Source organism: Halopseudomonas litoralis, from assembly GCF_900105005.1.
GTDB lineage: Bacteria > Pseudomonadota > Gammaproteobacteria > Pseudomonadales > Pseudomonadaceae > Halopseudomonas > Halopseudomonas litoralis.
In genome coordinates this window covers 3,052,449-3,066,957 of record NZ_LT629748.1, presented here as the reverse complement: position 1 = coordinate 3,066,957, position 14,509 = coordinate 3,052,449, and the positions used below count along the sequence as shown (strand labels likewise).

Genomic DNA, 14,509 nt, shown 5'->3' with positions numbered 1-14,509 from the left:
CACCCTACGCCGGTGTGAAACGTCAACAGAGCGCAGCGATTCAGATCCTTTATTGCACAGTTTGTCGCAGCATGCGGGCAATGGTGGAAATTGGGAGTTAATATTCCCCGATCATACATAGGGGATACGCATGGCGCAGACAGAACACACGGACTTTCCGCTGGTGGCGACCATAGACCTGGGATCCAACAGTTTTCATATGGTGCTGGCACGCGTGGACCATGGAGAGATTCGGATCCTCGAACGGCTCGGTGAAAAAGTGCAGCTGGGCGCCGGGTTGGATGAGCAGTACAACCTCAGTGAAGAGGCCATGCAGCGTGGAGTGGAGTGCTTGCGGCGCTTCGCCCAGCTGATCAATGGTCTGCCCACCGGCGCGGTGCGCATTGTCGCCACCAATACCTTGCGTGTGGCGCGCAATCGGGATGTTTTCATCAACAGGGTCAAGGATGTGCTCGGTCACCGGGTCGATGTGATTTCCGGGCGGGAAGAGGCGCGACTGATCTATCTCGGCGTTGCGCACACCCTGGCCGACGATGCCGGCAAGCGGTTGGTGGTGGATATTGGCGGTGGCAGCACCGAGTTCATCATCGGCGAGCGGTTTGAGTCCGTGCTGCGCGAGAGTCTGCATTTCGGTTGTGTTTCATACGGCCAGCAATTTTTTGCCGAGGGGCGTATTTCCGCCGCCGGGTATAAACAAGCGTATACCGCTGCGCGACTGGAGCTGATGCGGATCGAGCAGAGCGTCCAGCGTGTGGGCTGGCAGGAAGCCGTGGGGGCATCCGGCACCATTCGCACCATTGCTCAATGTCTGCGCGGTGGTGGTCAGAGCAATGGCGAGGTTCACCGCGAGGGTCTGCAGTGGCTCAAGCGCAAGGTGCTCAAGACCAATCATGTGGACAAGCTCAGCATGCCGGGGCTCAAGGCTGACCGTCGGCCCATTCTTCCCGCGGGGCTGGCTATTCTGGAAGCCTTGTTTGACGCTTTGCACGTGCAGAGTATGGATCTGTCGGAAGGGGCGCTGCGCGAAGGTGTGCTGTATGAGCTGTTCGGCCGCCGCGAGCACGAGGATGTGCGTGAGCGGACCTTGTCCGCCTTGGCTGAGCGCAGCCATGTCGATGCCGAACAGGCAGCCCGAGTCGAGCACAAGGCGCTGAGTCTGTTGAGCAAGGTGGCAGAGCCCTGGGGGTTGACCGATGGCAAACACGCCGATCTGCTGAGCTGGGCCGCGCGCGTTCACGAAATCGGCATGGATATCGCGCACAGCCAGTATCACAAGCATGGCGCCTATCTGATCGAGCACGCCGACCTGCCGGGGTTTTCAAACCAGGAACAGCAGGCGATGGCGCTGCTGGTGCGCGGTCACCGGCGCAACCTGCCGGGAGAGGAGCGCATGGCCGAGTTGGGCGAGGAAGGCCCGCCGCTGCGTCGCTTGTGCATGTTGCTGCGGTTGGCGATTCTTTATCACCATATCCGCGGTTTTCAGGAAATGCCCGAGCTGCAGGCCGAGGCCAGGAAAACGCAGCTGACGCTGCGTTTTCCGCCGGGCTGGTTGAAGGAAAACCCGCTCACCAAGGCCGATTTCGCCCAGGAGTCACAGTACTGGGCGAAGATCGGTTATACGTTGACGGTACGCTGAGGCGAGCTGGCCAGCTTCTCCAGCAGCGTATTCTGGGCGCTGCGGGGGATCTGGTTACCGGTCGGAGTACAGCGTACGTAGCTGCCGTCGGGCTGCAGTATCCAGGCGTGGGTGTTGTCGATCAGATGTGTCTGCAGTTCCTGTCTGGCGCGGTTGATCAGCTTCTTGCCTTCCAGCGGGAAGCAGGTTTCCACACGGTGATCCAGGTTGCGCTCCATCATGTCGGCACTGGACATCCAGATCTGCTCCTGCCCTTCCTGGAGGAAATAATAGACCCGGCTGTGCTCCAGAAAGCGCCCGATGATCGAGCGAACAGTGATGTTATGCGACACACCCGGAATGCCTGGCCGCAGGCAGCACATACCGCGAATGATCAGCTCGATCTTTACCCCCGCCTGTGATGCCTTGTACAACGCCTTGATGATCTTGGCATCGGTCAAGGCGTTGGCCTTGGCGATGATGTGCGCCGGCTTGCCGGCCTGGGCCGCCAGCGCCTCACGGTTGATCAGCTCCAGCAGACGCTTCTTCAGCGTGAAGGGCGCTTGCAGCAACTTCTTCATGCGCAATGCCTTGCCCATGCCGATCAACTGGTTGAACAGCTTGTGCACATCTTCGGTGAGGGCCTGATCCGAGGTCAGGATGCTGTAGTCGGTATACAGGCGGGCATTGCCAGCGTGATAGTTGCCGGTGCCCATGTGCGCGTAGCGCTGCAGGTCCTTGTCCTCGCGGCGCAGGATCAGCATCATCTTGGCGTGGGTCTTGAAGCCGACCACGCCGTAGATCACCACCGCACCGGCCTGCTGCAGGCGGCTGGCCAGTTGCAGGTTGGACTCCTCATCGAAGCGCGCGCGCAGCTCGATCACCACAGTGACTTCCTTGCCATTGCGCGCGGCCTCGACCAGCGCATTGACCATCTCCGAGTTGGCGCCGGTGCGATACAGCGTCTGCTTGATGGCCAGCACGTTCGGGTCCTGCGCGGCCTGGCGCAGTAGATCAACCACCGGGCTGAAAGACTCGTAGGGATGCAGCAGCAGAATGTCCTGTTTGCGGATCGCCTGAAACAGGTTGTCGGCGCTGGATAGCAACCTGGGGATGCCGGGACTGAACGGCGGGAATTGCAGGTCGGAATGGCTGTCCAGCCCGGTAATCGAAAACAGCCGGGTGAGGTTGACCGGGCCATTGACCTCATACAGCTCCGACTCGCTCAGGCCGAACTGCTTGAGCAGAAAGTCCGACAGCGGTTTGGGGCAGTTGTCGGCGACTTCCAGACGCACCGCATCGCCGTAACGGCGCGACAGCAGTTCACCACGCAAAGCACGGGCCAGGTCGTCGACCTCGTCGGGGTCGACAATCAAGTCGGCGTTGCGGGTCAGCCGGAACTGATAACAGCCGAGCACCTTCATGCCGGGGAACAGATCATCGGCATGAGCGTGAATCATCGACGACAGGAAAACGAAGTTGTCACCATCCTCGCACAGCTGATCGGGAACGCGGATCAGACGGGGCAACGAGCGCGGCGCCGGAATGATTGCCAGGCCGGAATCACGGCCAAAGGCATCGACACCTTCCAGTTGCACGATGAAGTTGAGGCTCTTGTTCACCAGTAGCGGGAACGGGTGCGTCGGATCCAGGCCGATCGGGCTGATGATCGGTGCGATCTCGTCGCGGAAAAAGCGGCGTACCCACAGCGTCTGTTTGTAGGTCCACTGGCGGCGCCGGATGAAGCGGATCTTCTCTCTGGCCAGCGCCGGCAGCAGCACGTCATTGAGAATCGAATACTGGCGGCTGACCTCCTGGTGCGCGATCTCGCTGATCTTGCTCAGCACCTGCTGCGGCTGCAGCCCGTCCGGGCCGGTCTGCTCGCGGGCAAAGGTGATCTGCTTCTTCAGGCCGGCGACGCGGATTTCGAAGAACTCATCCAGGTTGCTGGAAAAGATCAGCAGAAATTTGAGGCGCTCCAACAACGGGTAGGACTCATCCAGCGCCTGTTCCAGCACGCGGATGTTGAATTGCAGCTGCGACAGTTCACGATGGATGTACAGTTCCGGCGCATTGATGTCGGCCGCCGGTACCGTTACTTCCGCCAGTTCCGGCGGTGCAATGACTACCGGCAAAGCATCCCGGCGTGCCGTGGCAGCGGCGGCCGGCTGCGCCGGGGTCGACTCGGTCTGTCGTTCTACCTCGTTGTTGGTGTCCCGCATATTGTCCTCTGGAGAGTTATTCCATGCCGCGCAGCTGCCGCGCGGCATGTTTTGCGTAATAGGTGAGAATGGCGTCCGCCCCCGAGCGCTTGATCACGGTCAGCGACTCCATGATGACGGCCTCGCTGAGCCAGCCGTTGGCGATCGCTGCCTGGTGCATCGCATACTCGCCGCTGACCTGATAGACGAAGGTCGGCACCTTGTGCACTTCCTTGACCCGGTGAACGATGTCCAGATAGGGCATGCCTGGCTTGACCATCACCATGTCGGCACCTTCAGACAGGTCCTGAGCCACTTCGTGCAGGGCTTCATCGCTGTTGGCCGGGTCCATCTGATAGGTAGCCTTGTCCGCCTTGCCCAGGTTGCTCGCCGAGCCCACCGCGTCACGGAATGGGCCATAGTAGGCACTGGCATACTTGGCTGAATAGGCCAGGATGCGGGTATTGATGTGCCCGGCTGACTCCAGCGCCGTACGGATCGCGGCAATGCGTCCATCCATCATGTCCGACGGGGCGACGATATCAGCGCCGGCATCGGCATGGGACAGGGCCTGCTTGACCAGTGCCTCGACGGTGATGTCGTTGAGCACGTAGCCATGCTCATCAATGATGCCGTCCTGACCATGGGTGGTGAAGGGGTCCAGCGCGACGTCGGTAATGACGCCCAGTTCCGGGAAATGCTGCTTCAATGCGCGGGTGGCGCGCTGGGCGAGGCCTTCCGCGTTCCAGGCTTCGGCAGCGTCCAGCGACTTGGCTGAGGTCGGCGTCACCGGGAACAGTGCCACGGCAGGAATGCCCAGTTCGACCAGTTCGGCAGCTTCTTCCAGCAGCAGGTCGATAGACAGGCGCTCGATACCCGGCATCGAGGCCACCGGCTCACGCTGGCCGCTGCCCTCGAGCACGAATACCGGATAGATCAGGTCATCCGTACTCAGTCGGTTCTCACGCATCAACCGACGGGAAAATTCATCCTTGCGCGAGCGACGCATACGGGACAGGGGAAACGGACGATTGGCAGGCTGACTCACTGTAACTCCCATGGTGTGGAACACCGATCTGATGAATGAAGGGAAGACCGGGCGGGACGGGCCGGAACGGGTGGCGGGAACCCTCGACCTTCCTTATACGTCCAGATTATGACGGAATGCCCGTGTGATCTGAATGACTTAGGACAAAAAGAGATGAGGAGCCCAAGGATACCGGGGCCTCCAGGCCATCGTCAAGGCTGGGGCATGTCATGAGTTTGTGACTCTTTTATGACCTGGTTGTGACCGTCCATGAGGGGCTCATGGGCTACGCCCTGCAAGGACAACTGAGGGGGCATCCGAGGACAGACCGAGGGGGGCATAGGGGGGTATGGTGGCGGTAATTACTATTAAGATGGGGGCTCAGAATTTTGCTTCAGATTCTCATCGAGTATACCTGAGGATCGTCTCGCCTCGCCCTTCGGAATGACCAAGGGTAGAACCAGGGACAAAGCCATCAGGAACCAATGAGTTGCTTGGAGTCTACTCACTGGGAGAGTCCTACTGTTTTACTCGGGTATTCGTAAAGAAAGCCCCAAGGTCTATGAGGGCCATTGTGAATGGCGCTCTTAGATCAAGGGGCTAACTCTTCGATTAGGACGTACTGCCGTCCTTAAGGTATCCGCCTGGGGCGAAAGGGGCGGCATCGGGTTTGGCCGCTGTGTCTTGCTCCACAATCAACTGTGTGACGATAGGCAGGGCTACCTGTGTGGTCTCCCACTCGGAACCGCCCAATTTCACCTCAACCATGGCCGTAGCCATCACATCCAATACGGCGGATATCTCCAGGTCCCAGCTCTGGGTTGCACTGTTACGGGTCAGCTCGACCTTCCAAGGGTCGCCGTTCTGGTCTTCCCGGAACGACAGTAAGGCAAAGCCTTTAGGCGCCAAGAAGATGCCACGGTCAGGACCACTGTAAACTTGAACACGGGTGCCGACCAAGTCATCAATGCTACCTACGCCTGCTCGCTGTGCTGCCCGGTTGAGGATTGGGCGCAACCTCACAGGGACCAGGACACCAAACTCTGAGATATCACGGCCCCAGGAGGTGTCAAGGTTGGCCGCTATTACGTCAAGAAGGATTTCGGCCTGACAAGTGGACGGAGTGTAGACCCTGCCCTCGACGGATTCGGCAAAGCCAGGGATGCGAAGGGAGGCCGTCGAAGGTTGGCCCTCAAGGCTCTCAGCAATCTTGGCGGCTGTATTCAGCTCCAGATCATTCAGCAGCTTCTCAGCGGTTTGCTCCATGCTGCGCTCTGTGAATCCGAACTGTACGGTATGGTCGAAGATCGACACACGACCCGAGACCAGAATGCCGACATCTGGGGACTCCATGGCTACCAGCGATCCCGCTTTGGCTTCGCCTTTGTCTACCTTGCGTCCATCGTAGGTTTCTCGGGGATCAAAGGTGACCGAGCGATCTTCCATTAGGGCGACCTGAGGCGCTGTCGGCTGGGATCGAAAAGGGCGAACCTCAGAAGGGAATGCCATATCCATGGCCTCCCGCCATTCGTCACCATTGAGATATTCATCAGCGGCTTCATACATGGCCTGGGCATAGACTGCCGGGTCAGTTGCCGCTATGTCTTCCGCTCGGATATCCGACGAGTGAAAGGTAAGCTGATTGCTGGTAGAGCCGTGTGCTGTAGTGATGGTCTGCGTGTAAACGCTGTCGGGCTTCTTATGCTGAAAGGGTTTCATTGTGTCTGTACTCCATGTAGTTAGTGGTTGTGATGTTGATTAGCTTCTCAGCCTCGGGCCGTGCGCATGCGCTGGCCGTGCTCGCGTATCTCTCGGGCGCGTCTTGCCTTCTCTGCGTGGTACTCGGCGATCTCTTGCGGGGTTTCTACGCGACAGCGGGCGGCGTGTGCTTGAGCTTCCTGAAGGGCTCGTGCTTCCTCAGCGGCGATCTCAGAAAGATGCTCGTTGTACAAACGCAATGCCTTCGGGTGTGCCTCAAGGCTCAGCCCGGCAGCTGCGAACGTTTCAGCAATCGTTACGATCCCTGAATGGTTGTTGCCCATGGCAGCCACCATCAGATTCAGAAGGACCACTTCGGCATACTCACGGGCCAGAGTCTGACCATGGATACAGACAGTTTCGGGGGTTACATCAGTAATATTGAATTTCATGTTGGGAAGTCTCCTATCCCATAGAGCAAACCTCAGTCCGCACGGTAGGCGCACGACAAGACAGCAGGAGACGCAATGCGCCTACCCTGAGGTTTGCTCTATGGATTCTTGATTGAATGTGTGGGTAAAACTTGCGCTTCAGGTGGGAACTGAAATGCTCAGGTGGTCGCTCTTCCGGTCATATCAAAATAGACAGGTAAAAGCATTGCTTCATGGAAGCCCAAGCCGGACCGCTCCAGGATGTCATCCAGGTCCTCGACGGGAAGGCACGTGGACTTCTTGAGGAACGCACGGAAAGCGGTTTCAGAATGGTCACGATTGAACCTGTAGGTGCTCTTTGCGGCGTGGTAAAGGCGTCTCGCTTGGGACGTATCAAGTGCGTCGTTGAGTCTGTCACAGAGGGCCTGAGGGCACCTCTTGTCAGCGATCAGGCGGTAGCGCATTACATGGCCACCTTCCGGAAATTTCCGGAAGCCAGCTCAAGGGCGGCCAGTGAAACCCGTAGACCATCGCGGCGGGCGATACCATGGGCACCCTCGGGAGTAAGGTAGCCTTTCCGAATAGCAGCCTTGAGGCCCTTAACGGTGTTTCGATGGGGGAGCTTCTTCCATTCGTATTTGTCGTTGAAGACATGGCGCTCAAGGATTGCAGCGCTATGGCTGTGTCCAAGATCGGTCATTACCTCAGCGACAATCGCAGCGACCTCGGGACGCTCAAGGATAGCCTCGAAAGCATCGAAGACCATATCTTTGAACTCGGAGGAGACCCAGCCAGCGTACTCAATAGCTGCCCGCTTGGTGGCCATTACCTTGGACCCAGCTCGACCATGATTTAACGGATGCAGAAATTGCATTCGTTCCAGCCGTTGAGCTTCCTTGGTCCGCCATTGGCCCGGAGCTTTTCCCTTGGGTAGCTTCAGGTTCTGCCAGATGTCGGTCAGGTCCCATTGGCCCGCATTGTTCGCCTTGAAGGGGTGACCCTCAATGACGATCAGATGCCCGGCGTGCTTGTGTTTAATGTTGATATTCATTGTGTCTGTATTCCTTTTGGTAGCGCCCTCAAGTCGCACCCACAGCCGACTATCCAGACCCCAGACAAGGGAACCGGCGTGGCATGAAAGGCGCTATCAGAAAGACTGGATTGAGTTGGCCCAGCGATGGGCAATGAGGACAACCAAATGTGGTCATCTACTACTGAGGGTTTTTAACTGAGGTCGCCCTCAAGGTGATGAGGATCATGGTCTGGCAAGACCTGTTCCAAACCTGAAGACAACCAAGGACCTCAAGGAGGACCTAAGGACCTAAAGAAGACCTAAGGTTTAAAGATTATTAAAAGAGTAATAAAAAGATAATCTTTTAGATCTTTAGGTTTAAGCCACCCTGTGTCTATGAACGCATCAGGGGCCACCACCTCCCTGAGACGACCGGGGAACACCCGGCTTGATTCATAGCTCACCCCGGCTCGACTACCGGGTCCACGGATGGGTCCCTGTGCTGTAGTCAGCGGCGGGCCATTCCATTGGATATATAGGGTCACCCTCTTGTCGGTAGCTTGTGGCCACCAACGAACAGGGAAGTCGAAAAGAAAACATGAGGGAGGTTGTCTCTCTCTAATAGTGAGGGGTTTTAAATACCACTTGACACTAAGGCTCCAGAGGAGGCCCGTGGCTTCGCGATGAGCAGGATGTCGTGCTCAGGTTGGTCCGTTAGTTGCTCTATCCAGTCCAAGCGAGTTCTTCCCCATGACTGCCTTTAGATAGAAAAACATGAAGACACGTAGCATTTGATACCAAATCCACGATAGCAGACAGAAGACCGCTAAATTAACGGCGACGATCAGGGCTGGTTCATACCAAACGCTCCACGAGTTGTCGAAAATGGCTGATGCATATCCGAGTACGGTGAACCTCCCCATGTGCCAGCCAAAAAGCATTCCTGTCAAAGGCATCGACAGTAGCCACGGGACGATATAAGAGACACGCGTAACGAAAGTCAAAGGGAGTCTTAAAACGGTATCAACTGAATTGTTACGGTTCATGAGAGTTCACTCGCGACAGAGATGGTGTTCTGCCATTGTCACCGAAAGCTTCGACCAAAGCTTGTTTCATCTTCGCGATAACGCCTACCGCCTCAGCCCTATGGTTTCCCCAACCTCCCTGTAGGTGTGCTTATTGAACACAAGGCCATCCGAAAGGGCCACCATAGTGGTTCCCTCATAAGGGCTAACCACGGGCACCTCCAGGCTCCCTGAGGGCCTATCGAGAAGCTGTTGGACCATTGCCTTGAGTCCTGCGACCTCAGCGTGTAGCGCCGCCAGTTCCCCAGCGTATTGCCTTGAGGTTTCGTCATGGGCCTCGTTGACGTTAAAGCTCCCGGTCTTGCGGATAGACGGGAGGACTATCTCAGTGACCCACTTGCGGAAGGGCTCAGAGGCCGGAGCGTGGCCCCTCAGGAGCATCTGGTAAGCGGAGCTTTCAGATACCATCCATAGGTCCCTCCAGCGGTTGGTGCCGATGTTCGGGTTCAAAGTATCAAAATCTTGTACTTTGGATTCCAAAGAGTTGAGCTGAAGAAAGCCCTTTCCTTCCAAGGTTTTCATGGCGCTGAGCCGTGTGGATTTAGGGTTCTTCAGCCCAGCCGCTCGGGCTACCTGGGTAGCGATAAACAGAATGTCATGCTCAGGGTGACCCGTGAGAATGTCCAGCTCGATGCCCATAAAGGATTGCTTAGTGAATTGCATGATGTGTTACCTCGGTTGCGTTGTGTTGAGGGACACAGTGGGTTAGCACCATGTCCCTATTAGCGGGACTTCTGCCCCTATCGGGAGCGATCCACACCATGAGCCTCAGCGAGGCGCAACATGAGGTTCTGCGATAGGGGATCGTTCGGGACGAAGTGCTTCAGGCCGTTCCAGAGGCCGGTCCGGTATCCCTGGGCATCCATGCCACGGCCATCAGCTGCGAGGTGTGCCGCCGAGTGTGCGACCTGGAAGATGCTCCCAGGGACGTTCATAGACGGGACCTGTTCGGCCAGTCCTGAGATGCCATCCTGGACCACCGGGGAACCCAGAGGCCCCCACTTGATCGGACGGTCGGGCCGCTCCTCCTTGGCCCCTCTCGGGAGAATAGAGGTCCTTACAGTCGCTGCCATATCGACACCCAAGGGAGCCGCAATGTAGCCTGCGACACCTACGGGAGACCCCAGGTGGGAGCTTCTGGACAGAGCCGCGTAGGCCAAGTGTTCCAAGTTGAGGGACCGCTTTAGGTAATCCTGGCGTTCCCGCTCAGGGAGACCGTAAGCCTTCAGCTGTTGCTGCCCAGCATAGAACCCTGTGGCCAGCCCAATGGAAACTATGGACTGCATCACTTGGTCCAGCACCTGCCGGTTCTTCGTGGCCTCCATCCAGCCCCGCACCACCCTGGAGTTAAGGCTTCTCAGTACAAACATCTTGAACTGAAGGGGCGCCGCAAGGTAGGCGCTGACCTGTTTGCTGGTCTGGAGGGACATCTTGTGGGGCCTGAGGATTGTCTCGTCAGCCACCCGGTCACCCAGTCGCCACAGGTCCATCGAACGGGGATCGCTCGCCAGACCCTCAGGGTCCTGGAGAGACCACTTGCCCTTCGCGTCCCGCTTGAAGTGAGCCTTGATGAGGTCCTTGATGCCGTCCATCTGGGCATCTGTAATGCTTGCCGACCGGAGACGCTCAGGAGTGAACAGCTTCCCCTGGGTCCCGTTGAGGACGTTATCAGCTAAGTCAGCAATGACACCCTGGCGGCCTGCATCCATCAGGTAATTGCTGGTCTCCCTCAGGATGTACGTGAAGGGCGACCGAGCGGACAGCTCCCCGGTGGTGTGCTTAATGGTCCCGATGACAGCCGAGGAGATACCCCCAGAGCCCAGACCATCGGACTCCCTCAGCTTGTCGATGATGTCCTGCCGGGTTGGCCGAATAAGGTCATCAATCTCTCTACCGAAGACAGTCCCGTGGAGGGTCTTGATGTCGTCTGGGGACAGCTTGGTCCCTGCCGTGGTGAGGCGCTTGAGGACCGGGATACCGTGGGTAAGCATCTTGAGGTGACCCTTAACCACCAAGGACGCCATCTCAGTGAAGTTCTGGACGCCCATGAAGGCGTTCTTCGTCATGAACCCTACGTCCATCATGGATCGGAGCATGGCCTCGAAGCCATTCTCAATGTCATTGCGACGGGAGCGTCCAGTGAACAGCTTCAGGGCATCCATGAGGGCCTTGGCCTCTGACAGTTCATCTGGGTTGGCCGACTGGTGCAACTTGGTGGCCAGCTCCCTCAACTCAGCCGTGGACTTCCCTGTGCCTCCCATGAGAGCAACGTCACCGTTGACCCTTCGGTCGTACTGAGGGACCACACGCATGGCGTTGAACTCACGGAGGTCATTAAGGGCGAACCCTGTGCCGTCCGGGAGGGTGACCTTCATGTCAGAATCGAACAGGTGGCGAGCCTCCAGGTAGGAGTTGTTCTCTACACCCACACCGTCCCTCAGGTTGTCCTCCAGGATGCTGCTGCGGTGGAACTGGTCGGTATGCGAGATGCCATAGGCTTTGTCCCGTGCGTACTTCTCGACTGCCTCACGGATGGCCTGAGGGGTTGGCTTCTCGATCCCTTCGGCTTTCAGCTTGTCCAGGATCATCTTGTCTACCCGAGCGCGAACCGTGGGCCGTGCTGCGTAGCTCGAGAGCATGGACGAAGCGATGGCCTCCTGGAGTTCCTCAGGACTACCCAGGCGTTGAATCATCGCGTGTTTCGCTGCGGAGCTGTAGCGGACCGGGTAGTAAGTCCCTGCGTGGTTCGTTGAGTCCAACAGACTCCTGGCGTCCATGTTGCCGAACTGCCCAGGGTTGTCGATGTAGGACCACTTCCTTTCCATGTGGCCTCTCAAGGTGTCCATCAGGGCCTTCTCAGAGGCAGTCAGGCGGGACGTTGTGGACCCGTGGGTAGCTGCCTCCATGTGTTCCACTACCTTTCGGCTCAGGGCCTCCAGCTTGGCCTCAGTGGACCCTCCCTGGGTTCTCCAGAAGGGGTCATCCAGGGCCGTGTCGATGAGACCCTTGAGCTTGTTGTGAGCCACGTTGTCCTGTGCCCGTAGGCGCTCAACGATGTCCGAAGAGGTCGCAGCGTACTTACCACCAGAGCCGTCTTGGTATCCAGTGGAGGACCTGAAGAGACCCCGAGCAACTCCTCTGATGTCCTCGTTATTGGATCGACCCAGCTTCAGGCCAATCTCTGTGATGGTCCCGAGGCGCGCCCCCATGACTGCCTTTGGGTTGGTGTCCGGCTCGTTAAACTCTCGGAACTCCTTGAGGGTCTTGGGGTTCATCGGGGAGCCGCCGCTCAGGATAGTGCCGTCTGGGAGACGTACAGCCGAAGGGTCAAAGGGGACATCCATGTAAGGGACCGCCCCGTCCTCATGCCATACGTCATCATCGTTGTAAGGCATCCGGGTAGGGTCTTCCTCATCACCGGCAAGACGGGCCTTCTCACGGGCCTCCAGGCGCATGAAGTCACCAGCGAAGGTGTTAGCCTCCCCTGCTTCCCCATGGCGCGCCAGGATGTCCTCAATGGTCGCGTTGTTACCGTCAGCCTGTGGGCCTCGCTCACCGTGTCTCGATAGGATGCCTTCCACGTCAATATCGTCCATGTCGAACAGGCGGGACTCAGTGGGCAGCATATCGTCATCCCACTCGATCATCCGGTTCTGAAGGCCAGCCTCACCGTGGCGACTGAGGATCGACTCCAGCATCTCGTCGTCAATATCCCCGCGCATCCCTGCGTCATTGATCCAGTCCTCGGAGTAGCCCCTTTGGACTCCCTCTCTGTTCGGACCTGCGGTGCCCAGTCGTGGACCCAGGAGGCCATTGAGGAGACCACCGAAGGCAGCACCACCAGCAATGGCCGTCCCCAGGTGTTCCTCCCGTCCACTAATGCGGGCACTGGTGGACTCTGAAAGGCCACCTAAGGCAGCACCTGCTACAGCACCACCGGCCAGACGGCCAGCGATACCTGAGCCTGCACCACGGGCCGGGTTAATGAGGGTCCAAGGGTCACCTACGATACTGGCTGCTCCACCTACAAGCTGGGCACCAAGTCCCGCCTGGGCAGTCTCTCGGGCCAACTCTTGGTTCTGCTTGGCCAGCGCAAGGTTGCTCTCAAAGTTCTCTTTGCGACCCCGGAGTACGACATCATAGAACTGAGGGTCCAGGCCAGAGGAGCGCACCTTATCAAAGTCGTCCTCGGTCCAGTCCTCCATTACGCCCTTGTCTAAGGGGTCATTGATCAGATCGAGCAACATAGAGATGGTCTCTGAGAAGTCAGCTTCATCATTGATAGCAGCTGCCCTGATGGCCACACCCAGAGGGGACATCTTCAGTTCATCCTTGATGGCCTGTCCGGTCCCCTCGAAGAGTCCCTTACCATCGGTGTCCTCGGTCTTCCCCGTAGTTTCCATCAGGTTCTCAGCAAACGAGGTGGCCTTGCCGGGGACATCCTTACCTTCGAACTCCAGGGAGGTGCCGGTAAACGGGGAAGCCCAAGGCTGTGCCCCTGAGGTCTCATCACTCAGCCCTGCGGGTGCCTCAAAACCGATGGCTGTCTTTGGGCTGGTGTACTTCATGAAGGACTCTTTGTTCCCCGTCTGGGCAACGTCGAGCATGTTCTTCAGGTAGTTCCGGCCTTCCTCGGAGACCCCATTGAGGTCCCCTCGGTCGTAGGCTTCCAGCTGAGGGCGGCCCAACTTGCCAGCGCCCTGGTTGTACATCAGGAGGGCCTTGAGTTCATCGCCTCCAGCTGCCCGGAGGTTGTCCTTCATGTGCCGTGCTGCGGCCTCAATGGACTCCGCTGGGTCGAAGAAGTCCTCATCACTGACCAGACCATAGGCCCGACCAGTTGCCCGAGTGAACTGACCCAGGCCACGGGGACCTGTGGGACTCACTGCGGTGGGATTGAAGGAGGACTCCATGAACAGCTGCTTGTGCAGAAGATCATAGGAGACCCCATGGGTATCAGCGGATTGCTTGATAAGGTCGTCGAATGGACCACCTTGGGATTTGATTACGGCGTACTGGTCATTACTCATTGGGCTACCTCACTTGGGTTGATGTTCTATAAGTGAGGGTTTTTAAATCGGGCATGTCCAAGCTGATGGTGGAGACCGATAGCTGGAACTTGATGTGGAGCTGGAAGAGGGCTCAGAGGTGCCCATCAATATATCCCTGAGGAGGGACTTGTGGGAGAGGTGATTAAATAATCATGGACCTAATTCCTGGGGTCTTATTAGAGAAGCTCGGGACTGGTCAAGCTGAAGTCAGAGCGTAATACTGAGAGCTGCACCGAGTGGTCCTCAAATCCGCTTGACAATGGTCATTTTGTTTTGTCTCAAAGTTTCTCCCTTTATATACCCTGCGTTAATTCAATGGGTCCCAGGCGGCGCACTCCTGTTCATATTCCTTGCTCAAACGAGCGTGGACCTGCGGGTGCCTGTAGAGG

The 14,509-nt window shown here is 57.8% G+C and carries 9 protein-coding genes; 1 reads left to right on the top strand and 8 read right to left on the bottom strand.

Annotation, left to right across the window (positions count from 1 at the left end):
• Window positions 1-130 precede the first annotated feature (130 nt).
• Window positions 131-1,636 carry an exopolyphosphatase gene (gene ppx, locus BLU11_RS14695; protein WP_090274634.1) on the top strand — a complete coding sequence of 502 codons (1,506 nt, stop codon included), beginning with the start codon at window positions 131-133 and terminating at the stop codon, window positions 1,634-1,636.
• Here the strand turns inward: ppx and ppk1 are convergent.
• The 8 genes from ppk1 to BLU11_RS14650 form a co-directional block, all read right to left on the bottom strand.
• Window positions 1,615-3,837, bottom strand: a complete 2,223-nt coding sequence (gene ppk1, locus BLU11_RS14690; protein WP_090274632.1) for a polyphosphate kinase 1 — start codon at window positions 3,835-3,837, stop codon at window positions 1,615-1,617. The two genes, ppx and ppk1, sit on opposite strands and share 22 nt — an antisense overlap.
• Before the next feature lie 16 nt (window positions 3,838-3,853).
• Window positions 3,854-4,864 (bottom strand): porphobilinogen synthase, encoded by a 1,011-nt coding sequence (gene hemB, locus BLU11_RS14685; protein WP_456237238.1) that lies wholly within the window; start codon window positions 4,862-4,864, stop codon window positions 3,854-3,856.
• Between the two features lie 591 nt (window positions 4,865-5,455).
• Entirely contained in the window at window positions 5,456-6,562 is a 1,107-nt protein-coding gene (locus BLU11_RS14680; protein ID WP_090274628.1) for a hypothetical protein, read from the bottom strand.
• 47 nt (window positions 6,563-6,609) lie between these two features.
• Window positions 6,610-6,993: a hypothetical protein gene (locus tag BLU11_RS14675; RefSeq protein ID WP_090274626.1), complete on the bottom strand. Its 384-nt coding sequence runs from the start codon at window positions 6,991-6,993 to the stop codon at window positions 6,610-6,612.
• 158 nt (window positions 6,994-7,151) lie between these two features.
• Window positions 7,152-7,436, bottom strand: a complete 285-nt coding sequence (locus tag BLU11_RS14670) for a hypothetical protein (protein ID WP_090274624.1) — start codon at window positions 7,434-7,436, stop codon at window positions 7,152-7,154.
• A complete protein-coding gene (locus tag BLU11_RS14665; RefSeq protein WP_090274622.1) occupies window positions 7,436-8,023 on the bottom strand; it encodes a hypothetical protein in 588 nt (195 codons plus the stop codon). Before BLU11_RS14665 ends, BLU11_RS14670 begins: the two co-directional genes overlap by 1 nt.
• Window positions 8,024-9,114: 1,091 nt before the next feature.
• Window positions 9,115-9,732, bottom strand: a complete 618-nt coding sequence (locus BLU11_RS14655; RefSeq protein WP_090274617.1) for a BRO-N domain-containing protein — start codon at window positions 9,730-9,732, stop codon at window positions 9,115-9,117.
• A 77-nt stretch (window positions 9,733-9,809) separates the two neighbouring features.
• Entirely contained in the window at window positions 9,810-14,099 is a 4,290-nt protein-coding gene (locus BLU11_RS14650) for a transglycosylase SLT domain-containing protein (protein WP_090274615.1), read from the bottom strand.
• Between the last annotated feature and the right edge of the window lie 410 nt (window positions 14,100-14,509).